The organism is Mycobacterium syngnathidarum (assembly GCF_001942625.1).
Taxonomy (GTDB): domain Bacteria; phylum Actinomycetota; class Actinomycetes; order Mycobacteriales; family Mycobacteriaceae; genus Mycobacterium; species Mycobacterium syngnathidarum.
This window is the reverse complement of record NZ_MLCL01000022.1, coordinates 21,542-37,162: the sequence shown is the minus strand read 5'-3', so window position 1 is coordinate 37,162 and position 15,621 is coordinate 21,542. Positions and strand designations below refer to the sequence as shown.

The 15,621-nt window shown below is 63.9% G+C and carries 15 protein-coding genes; 11 read left to right on the top strand and 4 right to left on the bottom strand.

Translation table 11 applies throughout. The features are described 5' to 3' along the window. Nucleotides 1-76 precede the first annotated feature (76 nt). The 3 genes from BKG60_RS31875 to BKG60_RS04740 are packed head-to-tail and all read right to left on the bottom strand — an operon-like array spanning nucleotide 77 to nucleotide 2,288. Nucleotides 77-247, bottom strand: a complete 171-nt coding sequence (locus BKG60_RS31875; protein WP_019343712.1) for a hypothetical protein — start codon at nucleotides 245-247, stop codon at nucleotides 77-79. After that, complete coding sequence (locus BKG60_RS04745; RefSeq protein ID WP_019343713.1) at nucleotides 244-609, bottom strand: hypothetical protein; 366 nt, start codon at nucleotides 607-609, stop codon at nucleotides 244-246. Before BKG60_RS04745 ends, BKG60_RS31875 begins: the two co-directional genes overlap by 4 nt. Further along, nucleotides 609-2,288: a hypothetical protein gene (locus BKG60_RS04740; RefSeq protein ID WP_047036751.1), complete on the bottom strand. Its 1,680-nt coding sequence runs from the start codon at nucleotides 2,286-2,288 to the stop codon at nucleotides 609-611. Before BKG60_RS04740 ends, BKG60_RS04745 begins: the two co-directional genes overlap by 1 nt. A 127-nt stretch (nucleotides 2,289-2,415) precedes the next feature. Here BKG60_RS04740 and BKG60_RS04735 point away from each other — a divergent pair, with 127 nt between their 5' ends. Further along, nucleotides 2,416-3,342 (top strand): conjugal transfer protein, encoded by a 927-nt coding sequence (locus tag BKG60_RS04735; protein WP_019343715.1) that lies wholly within the window; start codon nucleotides 2,416-2,418, stop codon nucleotides 3,340-3,342. A 106-nt stretch (nucleotides 3,343-3,448) separates the two neighbouring features. Beyond that, nucleotides 3,449-3,766, top strand: a complete 318-nt coding sequence (locus BKG60_RS04730) for a hypothetical protein (RefSeq protein ID WP_019343716.1) — start codon at nucleotides 3,449-3,451, stop codon at nucleotides 3,764-3,766. Nucleotides 3,767-3,793: 27 nt separating this feature from the next. Here BKG60_RS04730 and BKG60_RS04725 read toward each other — a convergent pair whose 3' ends face one another. Further along, nucleotides 3,794-4,609, bottom strand: coding sequence for a hypothetical protein (locus tag BKG60_RS04725; protein ID WP_100226581.1), 816 nt, complete (start codon nucleotides 4,607-4,609; stop codon nucleotides 3,794-3,796). 327 nt (nucleotides 4,610-4,936) lie between these two features. Between BKG60_RS04725 and BKG60_RS04720 the strand changes: the two genes are divergently transcribed. The 9 genes from BKG60_RS04720 to BKG60_RS04680 all read left to right on the top strand — a co-directional run bounded on the left by BKG60_RS04720 (nucleotide 4,937) and on the right by BKG60_RS04680 (nucleotide 15,618). Further along, nucleotides 4,937-5,224, top strand: a complete 288-nt coding sequence (locus tag BKG60_RS04720; RefSeq protein WP_019343718.1) for a hypothetical protein — start codon at nucleotides 4,937-4,939, stop codon at nucleotides 5,222-5,224. 82 nt (nucleotides 5,225-5,306) lie between these two features. Beyond that, entirely contained in the window at nucleotides 5,307-5,621 is a 315-nt protein-coding gene (locus BKG60_RS04715; protein WP_019343719.1) for a hypothetical protein, read from the top strand. 23 nt (nucleotides 5,622-5,644) lie between these two features. Next, nucleotides 5,645-8,317 (top strand): hypothetical protein, encoded by a 2,673-nt coding sequence (locus tag BKG60_RS04710; RefSeq protein WP_019343720.1) that lies wholly within the window; start codon nucleotides 5,645-5,647, stop codon nucleotides 8,315-8,317. 2 nt (nucleotides 8,318-8,319) lie between these two features. Further along, the gene (locus BKG60_RS04705) at nucleotides 8,320-10,674 is read left to right on the top strand and encodes a hypothetical protein (protein WP_043367854.1); all 2,355 of its coding nucleotides are present in this window, start codon (nucleotides 8,320-8,322) and stop codon (nucleotides 10,672-10,674) included. 85 nt (nucleotides 10,675-10,759) lie between these two features. Beyond that, entirely contained in the window at nucleotides 10,760-11,980 is a 1,221-nt protein-coding gene (locus BKG60_RS04700; RefSeq protein ID WP_070947095.1) for a MinD/ParA family ATP-binding protein, read from the top strand. A gap of 52 nt (nucleotides 11,981-12,032) precedes the next feature. After that, nucleotides 12,033-12,365 (top strand): hypothetical protein, encoded by a 333-nt coding sequence (locus BKG60_RS04695; RefSeq protein ID WP_019343722.1) that lies wholly within the window; start codon nucleotides 12,033-12,035, stop codon nucleotides 12,363-12,365. 250 nt (nucleotides 12,366-12,615) lie between these two features. After that, entirely contained in the window at nucleotides 12,616-14,019 is a 1,404-nt protein-coding gene (locus BKG60_RS04690) for an IS1380 family transposase (protein ID WP_025997282.1), read from the top strand. A gap of 477 nt (nucleotides 14,020-14,496) precedes the next feature. Next, complete coding sequence (locus BKG60_RS04685) at nucleotides 14,497-14,895, top strand: DUF3310 domain-containing protein (RefSeq protein ID WP_019343723.1); 399 nt, start codon at nucleotides 14,497-14,499, stop codon at nucleotides 14,893-14,895. 12 nt (nucleotides 14,896-14,907) lie between these two features. Further along, the gene (locus BKG60_RS04680) at nucleotides 14,908-15,618 is read left to right on the top strand and encodes an exonuclease domain-containing protein (RefSeq protein WP_019343724.1); all 711 of its coding nucleotides are present in this window, start codon (nucleotides 14,908-14,910) and stop codon (nucleotides 15,616-15,618) included. Nucleotides 15,619-15,621: the final 3 nt, after the last annotated feature.

The window sequence follows — 15,621 nt, the reverse complement described above, 5'->3', positions numbered from 1 at the left end:
AGAATCGAAGAATCGAGCGAATCCTTCGACGGCCATGGTGGCCGGTCCAAGTGCGGATCGAACCGCAGGGCGCGACCTACCGAAGGCCGGCTGAAGGTGTCGTGGCCTCACGCGGGAGACGGAGCTCCCCGGCGTCGGCGAGCACGCCCTCGTGGTGGGCGAACGCCACCGCAACCCACACCAGCAGCAGTACCAAGGATCGGCGGCGCCATTGTCTGGGGGTGGCCAGCCTCCACAGGAGGTTCACCGATCGGCCTTCGCGCCGCCGGTGCTGAGTAACCAGATCGCTTCAGCGGCAAGCAGAGTCTGTGCCCTCGCACAGATGCTGGGCCACGCCAGCGAAACCCACCGAGCCAGCTCCTCTTGCCGGGAGCCCGACAAGCGGGACCGTGCAGCATGCACCGCCGGGTCTGCGTCGGCGATGTCGTCGAGGACGCGGGAGGGTGCGCTTCGGTCGTGCAACCACCACCACCGTGCGAGCGCCGCGGCCGCGGTGAAAGCCACACCGTCAGTAGACCCTCCCTGTTCGCGGGCCAGTTCAGTGGCGACACGTGCGTAGGCGTTTGATTGCTGGAAACAGCGGTACAGAGACTCGGTGTTGGCAGCCATCAGCTACCCGCATTCCGCTTGTGGCCGTTGATGACGATAGATCCGACTGCGGAGGTTTTGTCGATGTTCTCAACGCTGTCCGGATTGTCGGCACCACCAATTCCGGAGCTCACCTGATCCTTGCCTAGCGGCGGCCGCGTACTGGCGGTGATTGTCATCGACATCTCCCGCGTGCTGATCGGAGGGTCCGTCGGAAACTGTTTACAGACCCCGGGCCGGGTGGGGTTGATCTCTTGGGGGAACGCTTGCCCGCCCATTCGCCACGTGACCGCGGTGACCAGTCGGTGGCGGGCCCATTCGTCACGACCGTCGGGTGCCACGTAGTCCCACCCTGGCACGAGGCAGATCGAGGTGATCACCACCTCCGCGTTAAAGGTGATGTTGAGGACGTTGAGGTCGAGTCCGTCTATCCGCAGGCACACCCAAGCGCGGGTCTTGTCCGCAGCGAACGGCGCGACCGCGTCGCTGTCGTTGCCGCAGCTCGCTGAGACTTTGGCGGGGACCAGAACCTCGTCCACGGGTTCAGGTTCAGGATTCTCTGACTGCAGCGGAGGTGCAGCGACTTGGCCCGCCGGCTGCGGCGGCTCGCCGCGGTTGCCGGCGATCGACGCCACAAACACGGCCACGAGCACGAGTACTGTCACGGCGGCGCCGGCGACGAGCAGTAGCCGTTTGCGCCAGCTCCCTTCTCGGACGCGTTGCAGCTGTTGGCTGATCCGTTCTTTGAGGGGGGTTTCCGGATCGCGGGTCGGCTCGTTCATGTCGTCGGGCGGTTCGGTGGCGTCCCAGGAGGGAGCGGGATCGTCGACGTCGCGATTGAACACAGCGCCCTGATCCTCTGATTCCTGATCGTCGTCATTTCCGGATGCGGGGGGCGCGATTTCGGCTTGGTCGTCCCACGGCGACGGGGTGCCAGCGAATGCATCGGTAGGTGAGGGCGGCAGCAGGACTGGAGGCGATAGCGACAGCATCGGATCGGGCTCATCGCCGTCGACAGGTTCTGGATCAGGGCCGGTGTCCGCGCCACCGCGCACCTCGTTACTTTGTTCATCCGTGTAGTCGTCGGTTTCCGATCCGGTGTAGGCCAAGCCATCGGGTTCGGTGTCGTTTTCAGCAGCGTCAGTCTCGTCCACATGTTCTCGGTACTCGCGATGATCAGCGCTATCTGAGTACTGTTCGTCGCCGTCATCGTCCAGGTGTGCGGTGCCGTCGACCGCTGAAAGGCGCTGTGGTCTTGCGGTCTCAGTCTCGGTTGAGGGTGCGACGGTGCGCAGCTCTACGCCGTCGAGCGGCGGGTCGGTCCGCCATGGTGGCGCCTCGGGGGCTGGTGACTCTGTGATTGCGCCGGCGGGATCGTCGGTAAGCAGGTATCGACGATCAGACCGCAGCGTCGGTACTGGTGCCGGATCGGCGTCGTCAACCGTGAACTCCCCGACGGGGTCACCAAACTCTGTCGCACGGTGCTCAGGCGATGTGGATGTCCGCGGCATCTTCTCCGCGGCGATCTCGTGGTTGGCGGTCTCGACGGCAGCACGGACTCGCGCCGACAACACGGCGTCAGACGCAATCTCGGTGCCGTCTTCGGTCACCATGGCCCGCGAAATCGCAGCAGCAACCCGCGTGGCCTCGGGGGCTGGGCGCGAATACGCGTTCAGGAGCGCATCAACGGTGGCGTTCAACAGATGTGGTCCTCTCTCTGTCCGCGCCGGAGGCGTCCCAGGGCCGTAGCGCGCAGCTACCGTACGGCCGCTACCAGGTCGCGAGCCTCGCGCGGCGCGACCTGCGAATTGGAAAGGACTCAGCGGGATGGCCCGATTGCTGTCGAATGTGCGCAAGCTCAAAGACCTGTCACAGTGGAAGCCCAGGGCGCGGGAACGTGCCATGGTGTTCTCGATGATCAGCGGCCCGCTGGCGTTGTGCCTCGTGCTGGTGATGGTGGTACTGACAGCGGTGATCTTGGCGCGTCTGCCCAAGCCGGTGAACACCTACTCGGCGATCACCGATGTCACCCGGGTGCAGAACTACGCGCGCAACGCTCTCCTGCTGTGGATGGGCGGTTCCGAGTCGGCGAAAAAGGCGCTGTTGTCGCGGTCATTGGCATCGCCGTCGATCGAATTGTCTGAGGTGCCTTTCGAAGTGCGCTCTATCGACCCGTCCGACATCATCCGCTGGCAAGGCTCCGACGCGGTGCTGTGGCAGGCGACGTTCGCGGTGACGTTCGTGGCCCCTGGGGTCGGCGCAGCCCAGATCAACCGCTACGCGGTGACAGTCATCGAACACGACACCGACTACCAGCTGTTGATGTGGCCGTCCATCGTCAACGTCGACACCACTCCGTTCAAAGTGGCGAGCAAGTACACGGTGCCGGTTGATTCGAAAAGCTCGCTGTCGGAGTCGTTGGGCCGGTTCGTGACCGCGTACCTGACCTCCACCGGTAACGCCACGTCGCTCGGGCAGTTCGTTTCGTCTAAGTTCTCGGGATCGGCGATCACCGACAGCCCCTATTCGACGGCCACTATCGAATCAAGCTGGGCGGCCTCAGATTCGGTTCCGGTGTCCACCGCCAAGCCGGGAGACACGCTCAAAGTCCTGGTGCGGGTAAAGGCCGCGGCTTCGATCAAGACGTGGTCGATCATGGACCTGGCGCTGCGGGTGTCCCTGGGCACGAACAACGTGTGGCTGGTCGACGGAATCGATGCCCCGGTCGGGTGGGGAGCGATCACCCCGCAATAGTTTTTCGACCAAGTAACGGAGGACGTGACAAGTTGAGTGTTGACGGCAGTGCGGCAAACATAGCTATAGTTGCTGTATCGAACTTTTGCCCGAGAGGAGGTGCCCCATGGCTCAGCGCGAAGAAGACGTCGTGTACGTGAAAACCGTCGCGACCGGATCGATGGAGCCGGTCACCATCTCGCAGTGGACCAACCACGGCTTCAACGCGCTGATCCGAGATGCCATGGCGCTCTTCGCGTCGACGAAGGGCGGCACGCTGAGCATCACGGGCACTCCGGAGTACGGCCGGGTCACTGTGGCCATGCGCGGCGAATGTCTCATGGACATGGTCTGGGGTCGGATGACCGCCGCGGAGGCACGTGGTGACATTGCGCATATCCGCCGCCCCGAGCGGGTTCCTGGAGCCGCCGCCTCCGCGGGCTAATCCAGCACCCTGCCGGCGACCGCGGTGTCAACCGGCCATTGCCGCGGGGCCTGTATCGCCGTCCAGCCCGGACATGGGCCCGGCACCATCGTCATCGTTGTCGGCGGTAAACGGTCCAACGTCTTTGAGCGCGGCGATGCGCTGCACGATCGGATCGGTAATCACCTCAGCAATCTGTGAGATGCGCTGCTGGGCTGCTTTGATCCTGCCGAACTCAGCGACGTCAATGACGGTGGTGAAGGCGTCAAGGTTCTCCCGAATCACCCGATGCATGTGTGGTCCGGTGGTCGCGGCCATGAGGTCCAGGCCGCGCACGCCGGCGTGGTTGGACGAGAACTGGCTGGGTGCATTCGGGGCGGATTTGGTCTGGTGTCCGCCTGCTTTCAAATCGATCGCACGCATCATCCCCCGGCTGATTTCGAAGTCGTGCATGGCGTGATGTGCGCCGCCGAACTGCGCACGCATCCGCGCACTGTCGGTGTTGCGGAAAGCGACAGTCACGGTGTCGTGGGGCTGCACCGACATCGGCATGTCCGAGGTCGAGAAGCCGTGACTTGGAGCCCGCGTGGTGTCGATGGCCACCCGGCCCCACACCGCTGAGTCATGTGTCAACCGCACCCAGCCCGCCGTAGGCACGTCGACGATCCGCAGGAACGTTGAGACCTCTGACAACACCCACAACGCGTTGGGCACATCGAGGTTGCACCAGACTGTCGAGCCCGGCCCGATCACCCCGAACTCGTAGAGGTCGACTACTTGAGTCACCACGGCGGGCCCGGCAGATGCCGGGGTACCAGGCCGAATGAAAGCGTGCACAGTGACGCCTGTATCTGCGTGGTTCATGCGCGCACCGTAGCTCTGTTCGTAGCACGACACGGCGTGCGCCACGAGTTGGCGACCTGCACGTATCGCGTGCTGTGTTGCCGTCTGTGGCATCGGATATATCGGTGCCTGTATGCGGGCCTGTGTTGGGTGTCGTAGTGACTTCCGTATCGCAGGTTGTAGCTCGGTGCCGCAGTCGTCTTCCACTCACATACGCGCACATGGGTGTGTATATGCGCTGGCGCCCTGCCGCCCCCTGCAACCCGCGCCGCGGTCGTTGTTGACAACTGTTGCGTATCAGCCTGTCCCCGAACACACGGCACCTGACTATTCGGGGAAAGGGCACTCATGATCTTCACCGCCGCGCAGAGCGTCATCTACAGGGCCGATCTGGTCGACCCCACCAGCGACGGCATCCTCACCACCCTCGTGAACTTCGGCCTGGCCGCACTCATGGTGCTCGCGGTTCTCGTCGGCGGTTGGCAGGCCTTCAACGTGTGGATGGCGAAGAAAGGCGCCGCTGCACACATGGAACTGCGCACCGTTGTCTTCGGCGTGCTGCTCGTCGAGATGATCCTGGGCGGCATCATGTGGCTTGCCAACTACGGCACCGGCCTGATCGAGAACTTCCGGTGACGCGCACCGGTTGCCCCGGCCTCGCCGGCACACGCGGTGGCGTAGGCGGTCCGGAGGTTCCTGTACGCGGAGGCCATGCCTGATGCGTCCCTTCAGGATCTTCAACGATGTCAAAGGCGTGCGCATGGTGGCCAAAATCGGCGGGGTGCGCATGGGCCCATTCGCGGTCATCGCAATCCTTCTGTTGATGGCCTGCGCGCTCATCGTGGTCATGGTTGCCAACCCGTTGATCGCCGCGGCCGTCTTCGCCGCCGGGTTCGTCACAGTCAGTGTCTACGTCGCGATCTTGACCCGCATCGACAACACCGGAGTGCTCTCCGAATTGACCGCACTCTCCCTGCTGCGACGTGGACTCAGCCACCGGCACAGCGCCAACTTCGACCTCCCCGGCATCTGAGCCGACTCGGAAGGACACGCACAATGGGCAACCACATCCCACCGCTCAGCAAACGCCGCAAGAACCTGATCTTCTCCGAAGACGGCAGTGTGTGGTGCAACTATCTGCTCACCGGACTCAACGTCAACAGCTATCGACCAGAGACTGCAGCAGCCGCGCAAGACTCCCACGAACTTCTGCTCACCGCTCTGTCGGAGATCCCCACCGACGACATTCTGCTGGCAGGTTCGCGGGTGCGCGTCGATCCGCTCTCGACGCATCGACGGATTACCGGAGGAATCCCGGACTGGGAACCAGACCGCTACCGTCACCTCGAGCATCTGATCAACGAGTTCTACCAACGGATGGCCAGCGGCGAGTTCGTAGAGTTCGATCGCGTGTACTGGCTCTCGATCAGCCAGCCGTCACGTCGCACGATTTCTGAGCGCATGGTCTCGACACTGGTCGAGACGGACCCTCACGAAGGCCTGGATTGGGCCGACCTCGGCGATTTCGAGAAACGGTGCTTCGCAGCGATTCCACCGGAGTTCCGTCCGGTACGGACCGTCCCCGAACTCGTCGACTGGTACTTCGAGCGGGCCACCACGCGTGGTTTGACTGTTCCGATTCTTCCGCCACCCCGCAGCGGTGCGGTGACACCGACCGAGCGGGCCTACCCGGAGGTCGTGTTCGATGAAGCTGCTGAAGCCACGGCGCTGTACTCAACGTTCCTGCGCGATCTCGACGCCGGCCGCGACTACACCAAGAAACTCTCCAAGATCGACCGAAAGACCTCGCTGTTCAAGCGCTTCCGCACACTGTCGGCCGGAACGGTGATGGCGATATCGCACCCTGGCAAGGCCCGCATCGCCGAACTCCCCGACGGCGTGACGTCGTATCAGTCACTGTTCGGGATCGCCCGCTACCCTGCCCGATTCACTGACCAGGTGTCGAGCTTCACCTACCTGGTAGACCAGGCGATCGGCGGTGATGCCGACTTCGCTCTGCGTCTTCGCTTCTCGCAAGATCTGGTCGACACCAAGAGCGTGTCCGATACTGAACGCGACCTGGTGTCTGAAGGCGAAGCCAATTCCGCCGATGAATTCGAGGCATACGACTACGACAAGCGCCGAGCCGAACTGCGCCGGTTCCACGACGCGATCCGCGCCGAGTCGGGGCCGCGAGGGATGCAGGTCGCCGCGATCTTCGCCTTCGGATCTAGCGACCTCGACGAGCTCACCGGCCGGGTCGCAGCGTTGCAGCAGCGGTTCCGATCCAACGGGTTCACTCCGCTCCTGCCGGTTGGCGGTCAGAAGGAACTGTGGACGATGATGATGCCGGGGTCGCGGCGTACTCGTCTGGGCAATGATCTGCTGCAGACCACCACCGCTCGCTTGTTCTCTGGAGCAATGCCGATCCGGCGCAGCTTCGCTGGGGATGCCGTCGGCATCCCCATCGCCATCAACAAAGAGAACGCCAACGGGCAGATCGTCCTGCTCGACGTCCTCGGTGCGACCGAACGCGGCAACGGGTCAATCGCGTTGACCGGAGCACAAGGTCGCGGCAAGTCGAACCTGATGAAGCTCATCCTGCTGTTCGTCACGCTGCTCAATCGGTACTCCACCGTGGTAGATCACTCCAAGCACGGAGAGTGGGCGGTGTTCGCCCGCCAGATCGCACGAACCCAGGTGGTCAATGCCGCCACGGGAGACTCACCTGGCGGGCCGGTGTCGATGGATTTCCTCAAGTGCCTGCCATCCCCATTGGCGGAGACCACGATGATGGCGCACTACCTGCCGCTGTTCGGATTTGAGACAAAGTCGCCTGAGGGGGCGTACTTCGCCAAGGTCCTCAATCCTTTGTTCCGCAATCCACGGGGCATCAACAGCACCCGCAAGCTGATGGGGTTCCTCAAGACCACCGGCGACGCCGAAGCCCGTGCCTTGTCACTGAATTTCGAGCACTGGGCCGCGCTCCCATACACGCGGGCTTTCATCGACCCGCCGGAGCGCGGACACGGGGACATGGGCCTGCCGCCTTTCGACAACCTGGCTGATTTGGCTGCGCGCATGGAGTCCGGGTCTACTCCGTATTCGACTGTGTTTCGCACCCATGAGCTTCCGGTCTACCGCGGCGAGAACCCGGACAACGCCACCGATCTGAACAAGTGGGCAGCTTCGGTGTACGGGTCTATCGCACGGATGACGGCTCACCGGTTCGCTCAGATCCGTGGAACGTGTGTGTTTTTCGGGGACGAGATCAGCTTCCTCAAAGGCAACGAGGACGTTGTCGAACTACTTGTCCGTTCCCCCGACCGCACCGCGCGAAAAGACGCAAATTTTGGAGTGTTCGGATCCCAGCATGGCGAGGATTTCGATCACAACTACGCGATGATCGAGAAGAAGGCAGCCCTCGGGCAGAAGGTAGCCGGCAACGCGCGGGCCGCTCTCAAGCACATGGACATGCCGATACTGGATTCGCTGATCAACATGATGGTCACTCAGACCTCACCGCCAGATCCCGACGACAACACCCGGACTCGCGCCGGCCGCGAGGGCGAAGGCTGGTGGAACGACGGCAACAGCAACATCGTGCGAGTGCAGTTCCTGCCGATCCTGTCGGCGTCGCTGGCCCGTTTCGCCGACACCCGCAGTTCGAAGATGATCCGTGAGACCGATCTCGACGCACAGCCGCGTACGCCGCGAGGAGTTGCCTAGCCATGGCCTCGTTCCTGGATCTGTTCCCCGCCACCGACTCCGCCGGTGCCGGCGCCGCGCGGTATCGCCTGCACTTCCTGGGAAGCCAATACCTGCACCAGGATTCGTGGATCTTCGGGATGATCACCAGCGTCGTCTTCGAGCTGTACAAGTTCCTGGTGGTGCCGGCCAACGCTCTGCTCGGTCTGGTGCTGTCGTCTGCGAATTGGATGACCCCGCTCTCGGAGGCGTATCAGCGGTTCTGCGCACCGCTGTTCGCATTCTTTCCGCCGTGGGCGATCGCCTGCGCAGGTCTGGCTCTGGTGACGTTCTCGGTGTTTCGGTCACGGCTAGCCTCCACCGCCGGAAGCATGTTCACCACCGAGGTCTATAACCGGATCGGCGCTGCACTGGCCATGGTGATCGCCGTGATCGTGCTCACCAACAACCCGTTCGCGATCATCGCAAAGGTCTTCGAAACAGCCAACGGATTCTCGACCGGACTGGCTTCGGCGGTCACCCGAAGCGCCAACGACACAACGCTCTCGACCGGCCACGCGCTGGTCGACCAGTCGATTCGCACCCCGGCGATCGCACTGAACTACGGCCACGAATTCACCGACTCATGCAAGAAGCTGTGGTCGGAGGCGATGGCCTCCGGGCAGGGATTGTCTGTGAACACCGGCTGCTTCGTCGAAGGCCAGAACGCGGCCGGACCCGACACCGTCATCACCGCCATCGTCATGCTGGTGCTGCCGGCGCTGCCGATGTTCGTGTTCGCCGTGGTGGCGAGCTGGAAGTTCGTCGTGCACCTGACAGTGTCGGTGGCCTGCTTCGTGGGCGCGGGGTGGGCAGCTGCGGGCAGTGTCCACAAGCGTCGCGGATTCGACACTTTGTCCAAGGCTTTCGCCCACGCCGCGAGCCATCTCATCATGGCAGTGATCACGTCGATGGTGGCTGTCGCGCTGCCTGCGACAGTCTCAGGTCTCGCTACCCAAATTCTGGGCCTCACCGACAATCCGGAGGTTCAGGTTTACGGGCTGATGGTGTCGCTCGGCATCGGATTCATCGTCTCGTCGTGGGTCATCATCCGTGTCACCGCCAACACCGGTGTCCTGGTGCGGTTGCTGCACGCCAACGCCGACATCACTTTTCAGCAGATGTTCGGAATTTCACCGGCCGCGAAGTTCAGCACCATCCCCGGAAAGCTCAAGTTCGGCTCGGACGAGTGGAAGAAGCACCGCAACGCTCATGAGGACGAGCAGAAAAAGAAGCTGGCCGCCAGCCCCGCCGACGCTGTGCAGGGAAGTGCCGCCGCTGAAAAGGCAACGCGCGGATCGAAAGGCGCCACCGTGGAAAGCACAATCAGCGCAGAGGATGCTGCCGCCGTCGAACAACTTATCGAGCCAGCGGCATCGCTTGCCGCGACCTCTGCCAGCCCTGGGCCTCCCATAACGGTGTTCGGCAACAACACTCACTCCGGACCCGATCCCGAAGGCCAGGAGCAACGGCAAGTCACCGGTCAATTGGATTCGGATGTCGACGTGTTCGGCCACTACGTCAGCACCGCGGTGCTGGCTCCAGCCTCTTCCCCTGACGACGACGGTGACCTGGCGGACCGACCCGCGCTTCCGGCCGGGTCGGGTCTAGTTCCCCCGCCGTTGTCGGCGCCGGGTCCTGTACCGGCGATCGAGGCTGCCCCGTTCGTGTCACCGGCGTCGATGCTGACCGATCCGGCGCGGCACGCACGAGACCCGCTACCGGCACCGGAACCGGTCCCCGTGGCCGGAAACGTCTACGCCGACCCCGCACTCGACATCGCCGCCCGTGCCGCAGGGGCGACATTGGTCGTCGCGCGCGGTCGCCCGGTAGTGCGCCGGGCCAAGTCGTGGCTGCGCCCGTTCCGCTCCGACCGCGAACCGGTACCAGCACCGGCGCTGGGGGTCCCCGATGTGGCGCAGGGTCCCGCGCTGGTTCCAACTGTGTCCGCCGAACTGTCGGACACAGCCAAGGAATCCGGCGCCTCCACTGTTGCGGTCAATGCCCAGCAGCAGTGGAACAGAGGATGGCTGCGCCGGTGGAGACAGCGCGAAGAACCTGTCACGAACCCCGCACCCGCGCCCGCTGCGCCACAGTCAGGCAGCGGTCCGCGAAGCATCCGACACCCGGGATCGTTCTGCGCACCCCTCCCTGACTTCGTTGCAGCCGATGCACTGCAGGTCGAACGGGAGCTGATAGGAGCAGTCCTGGCCGCCAACGGGAAACGCGCAGTCTTCGCGATCGACCCGACCGATACGCGTATCGGAATCCGGCTCAGTTCTGACCCCGACGAACGTGTGGTGCGCATCAGCGGCGACGGTTTCGGGGATCCAACGTGATCACCCGCGCCGCGTGCGGCGTGGGCTTGGTCGCCGCTGCAACCATGTGCCCCACCAGGAATCGAACCGCCAAGGAGAAACGACCATGACTGTCCCACCCGAGCAGCCCAACGTTCGGCGCATGCGGGACAAGTACCGCAACGCGCCCGCGGCCAACGACTTCATTGACCGTCCAGCCCCGGCTCCCCCGCCGGCCTTCACCGACCCCATCCCCAACGGCGCGCCGGTACCGCCTCCGCTGGGGATGGGCGGACGGACCGCCGCTGCGGCGCAGTGGGCACCTGCCGGCCAGTACGACGATGTCACCGTGATCGGGCGGCCCGCGGTTCCCGCCGACTTCGGGCGGCCCGTCACCCCGACGGACCTTGGCCGACCGGCGGCCACTGCCGACACTGGTCGCGCCGAGCGCATCATCGAGGGTCGCACCGAAGGCGCTCAACGCGGCTGGCGCGCGAAAGCGAACAAAATGTTCTGGCTGCACCTGTCCAAGGGGGCCGATGAGATCGCGTACGACCAGCGGATCGCTCAGATCCGGCGCACATTGCGCGCACCGAAGCGGGTCGGTGTCGTCTCGGGTAAAGGCTCGGCGGGAAAGACCGCGATAGCTCTGAACATGGGGGCCACCATCTCCTCGGCCCACCGCGGGATGAAAGTAGCTGCGTTGTCGATTGACCCACTGGGAAATCTCACAGACCGCGTGCGCAAGGTCAGCGATCAGACCCCCGCCTCGGTGATGTCTCTGGCTTCGGACCAAGACCTGAACCGCGCCTCTGATGTGAGCAGCTACCTGCTCACCGACAAGTCGGGGCTACGGGTTCTCGGTGCCAGCACCGCCGACGGTGCGGGGTTCCTGACCGCGGAGAAACTGGAGCGGGCACTGGGCGAACTGTCCAAGTGGTTCGACCTGTCGATTCTCGATTTCGGCCTCAATATCGACTCGCAGGTGTATCACCAGGGCCTGGCGCAGACCGACCAACTGGTGCTGGCAGCATCCACTGCCGCCGACTCGATCGACGAGTTGCACGTTCTGATCGAAACATTGAAGCGGTTCGGTGGGCGGTACGTGGAGCTGCTCAGAGATGCGGTGGTCGTGTTCACTCAGACGCGACCGGGCAAGGGTCACATCGACGTGGCGGCCGAGAGAGACCGGATCCACACCTCCTACCAACTCCCAGTCGTCACCATCCCGTGGGATGAACACATCAGCGAGGGCGGTCCGATGAGCCTGGACCTGCTTGACGAGGACACCCGGCTGCCATTCGTGTGGCTGGCGGCGGAGGTGATGAGCCGACTCCCTGCCGACTAACCGATCCACCGACACCACCACACAGAACCCGAGACCATAGAAGGAGTTTCCCGTGACTGACACCATCAACGAGACCTACGTCGGCACCGACCAGGACGCCGCCGACGCGGCACGACTGGCCGAGGGTCTGCGTACCTTGCGCGAGCTGCGCAGCTTCTACGACCAGTCCACCGCCGACCTCGAGGCCGGACGTGAGGCCGGTCGGGTGCGCGTGGCCGAACTTCAGGCTGAGGTCGACGCCGACATCGCCAAGTTGGCCGACATCGTCAACGAGGCAGCGGTCGAGTTCAACAACGCCGCTTCCGAATTGGTGGAGACCGGCTTCGCCAGCCCGAAGGTGCTCACAGGCAAAGGCCTGGGAACGCTGCGGGTCAAGAAGTCCTGACCGGCGCATGTCCGACCGCCTGGCCACTGCCTTGTCAGCTGGGCCAAGGACGAGCCCGACGCTTTTGAACGCATGCTCGAAGCACCTTCCTGGTCACCGTGACTTCGAGAGCGAGAAGCTGTCGGACTAAACCTCGATCCACCGATGTATCGGCTGGTCGCAGGGTGTCGGAATGAGGAAAGTGCCCTTTGAACTGGGAAGATTGGTGTTCTCGACGCACTAATCAGTCCAGGTCAGAAAGGCACTTCCGGTGAAAGTGTCCCATAGTTTCGCTGTGTCGTCGGCGGTCTTCGATGATGACCATCTCGTGTCCTGTGCTGGATTGGTCCCGGTGATGACCCTGGCGGCCCAGACTGCCTTGCCGCAGCTATTACGTGACAAGGTGGTCATTGCCGAGCCGAGGATCAAGTCCGGGGCGGCCAACCCGGCACCGAAGCTGAGCACAGTCATCGCGGGCATGTGTGCCGGTGCGGACTGCATTGACGATCTCGACCTGGTGCGGGCAGGTGGGATGAAGACACTGTTCGGCGGCGTGTATGCACCCTCGACCATCGGAACTTTGTTGCGCGAGTTTACTTTCGGACACGCCCGCCAGCTCGAATCGGTTTTGCGCGAGCACCTGGCCGGACTCTGCGCGCGGGTCGATCTGTTGCCTGGCGCCGACGAGCGCGCGTTCCTCGACATCGACTCACTGCTGCGTCCGGTCTATGGCCACGCCAAACAAGGTGCTTCCTACGGACACACCAAAATCGCGGGCAAGCAGATCCTGCGCAAGGGCCTGTCGCCGTTGGTCACCACGATCAGCACCGCCACGAGTGCGCCGGTGATCACCGGCGCCCGGTTGCGAGCCGGGAAGGCCAACTCCGGCAAGGGTGCGGCCCGGATGATCGCCCAAGCCGTCGCCACCGCCCGCACCGCCGGGGTCACCGGCCAGATTGTGGTGCGCGGCGATTCGGCCTACGGCAACAGCACCGTGGCCACAGCCTGCCGCCGCGCCGGTGCCCAGTTCTCGTTGGTGCTGACCAAGACCCGCGCCGTCGCTGCAGCCATCGAGTCCATCGACGAGAGCGCCTGGATTGCAGTGGAATACCCCGGAGCGGTCCGTGATCCCGACACGGGAGCCTGGATCTCCGATGCCGAAGTCGCCGAGACCACCTACACCGCCTTCACCTCCACCGACAACCCGATGACCGCCCGGTTGATCGTGCGTCGGGTCAAAGATGCCCGCTTTCCTGATGCGCTGTTTCCGGTGTGGCGGTATCACCCGTTCTTCACCGACACCGACGAACCCACCGTTGCGGCCGACATCACCCACCGCCGCCACGCGATCATCGAAACCGTGTTCGCCGACCTGATCGATGGACCCCTGGCTCACATGCCTTCGGGACGTTTCGGAGCGAACTCGGCGTGGATCCTGTGCGCCGCTATTGCCCACAACCTGCTGCGCGCCGCCGGCGTCCTGGCCGGTGGAGCCCACGCAGTCGCCCGGGGCGCCACACTGCGCCGCAAGCTCATCACCGTCCCCGCACGCCTGGTCCGACCGCAACGCCGACCCCTTCTGCACCTACCGAGCCACTGGCCCTGGGCTGACCACTGGCTTACGCTGTGGCGCAACACCATCGGCCACAGCCCACCACTCACCGCCACCACCTGACCACCTGGCCGAATAGGCCCCTACCGGAGCGCACAGGGAAAAGCTGGGCAGACCAGCGGTTACGTCACGCTCACAAGCCCACCAAACGACAACCAGCCACGGCAGACACATCAATCACTCAAGTCCACGGATCGAGGCTAAAGGCCGTTCCGACGATGCCCCATGGACCCGTGACGGTCTGTGGGGCATCGTCGTTTTCAGAGGCCGGGCGAGGCCCCACACCGGGCCCACATTTTCAACAGCGCCGTGGCTTAAGCGGTTTCGGTGCCGAGGAAACACCCAGCATCGCCACGCGCTGGCCCAGTGTCCTGTGCCGTACCCAACACGATCGCAACAGCGCACTCAGAGGTACGCGGCAAGATTCGGCGGCCGGGCAACCGCGGCCGTGAGCCAACCGACCGCGCTCCCTCTCCCGATAGCTGGTCAACGAACTGCAACTCGTGTTAATCTCTATTTTAGAGATCCAGGAGGATTGAGATGACCGCAGTCGACCTCGCCACCGGCCATGACCCGGTGAATCATCCGTCGCACTACACCAACCATCCAAGCGGTATCGAATGCATCGAGGTCACCCGCCAACTCAGCTTCGACCCGGGAAACGCCGTGAAGTACGTATGGCGTCGCGGCGACAAGGGAAATCCGCTGCAGGACCTGGAGAAGTCGCTCTTCCTCCTCGCCGACGCGCGCAACCACGCACCAAAGTTGCGCCGTGTTCCCCGCAAGGCCGCCAAGTTGCTGCTGCAGGTCGCCGACGCTGAAACCGACGCCGACGCCGCGATGTTCTATCGCGCCGTGGCAGGTCGACGCTGGGCGGACGCAGAGGCGGCGGTGCTTGCACTGCGAGACGCTCTCGCACACGCGCCGGCGCAGATCTGACGAGGAGACACCGTGTCAGACGCCGGAACCGGCAACCTCGCCGTCATCGATATCGAAACCACCGGACTCGACCCGAGACATGACCTCATCCTCGAGCTCGGTGTTGTCATCATCGACAACACACTGCGTGAAGTCGACCATCGCAGCGTGCTCCTAGTGACCGACTCCACCACGGCCTGGGCGTCGCGCATTCAACAGCGCTGGAACAGCTTCATCGTGACTACAGGCGCCGCAGCAGGTTCCGCGACTACCCGTCGCGACGATGCGGGACTCACCATGGCGCAGGCCATGCACCTGGACAACGGATTGATCGCTGACCTCCTGAACCCTTGCGGATTCCTCGCCCCCACGGACCTGTCCAACTCCAACCGGGTCGTGTCGCCCAGCCGACGGAGCGGGGCCCGAGAAATCCGCAAGTTCCTTGACGAACACCAGATCACTCAACCGGTTCCGATGGTCGGCAGCTCCGTCCGTTCGTTGGACGGTCCGTTCCTGGAACGGCATATGCCGAAGTTGTTCTCACGCTTCAACCACCGCACGATCGACGCCTCAGCCCTACTCGAACTGGCGCGGTTCATAGACCCGGACAGGCACGCCGCACTCACCAACGCGGTCGCCCCCTCCATGCACCGCACCGTCAGCGACTGTCGCCGATCCCTTGATTTCATCCGAGCCTTCGCCGTCCAGTACGGGATCGGCGACCTCGCCTCCCCCGAGGCGTAGGCA

Excerpts from the sequence above, each read along its gene's own strand:
- BKG60_RS04745 (WP_019343713.1), bottom strand. The coding sequence starts at position 609 with ATGGCTGCCAACACCGAGTCTCTGTACCGCTGTTTCCAGCAATCAAAC.
- BKG60_RS04735 (WP_019343715.1), top strand. The coding sequence starts at position 2,416 with ATGGCCCGATTGCTGTCGAATGTGCGCAAGCTCAAAGACCTGTCACAG.
- BKG60_RS04730 (WP_019343716.1), top strand. The coding sequence starts at position 3,449 with ATGGCTCAGCGCGAAGAAGACGTCGTGTACGTGAAAACCGTCGCGACC.
- BKG60_RS04725 (WP_100226581.1), bottom strand. The coding sequence starts at position 4,609 with ATGAACCACGCAGATACAGGCGTCACTGTGCACGCTTTCATTCGGCCT.
- BKG60_RS04720 (WP_019343718.1), top strand. The coding sequence starts at position 4,937 with ATGATCTTCACCGCCGCGCAGAGCGTCATCTACAGGGCCGATCTGGTC.
- BKG60_RS04715 (WP_019343719.1), top strand. The coding sequence starts at position 5,307 with ATGCGTCCCTTCAGGATCTTCAACGATGTCAAAGGCGTGCGCATGGTG.
- BKG60_RS04710 (WP_019343720.1), top strand. The coding sequence starts at position 5,645 with ATGGGCAACCACATCCCACCGCTCAGCAAACGCCGCAAGAACCTGATC.
- BKG60_RS04705 (WP_043367854.1), top strand. The coding sequence starts at position 8,320 with ATGGCCTCGTTCCTGGATCTGTTCCCCGCCACCGACTCCGCCGGTGCC.
- BKG60_RS04700 (WP_070947095.1), top strand. The coding sequence starts at position 10,760 with ATGACTGTCCCACCCGAGCAGCCCAACGTTCGGCGCATGCGGGACAAG.
- BKG60_RS04685 (WP_019343723.1), top strand. The coding sequence starts at position 14,497 with ATGACCGCAGTCGACCTCGCCACCGGCCATGACCCGGTGAATCATCCG.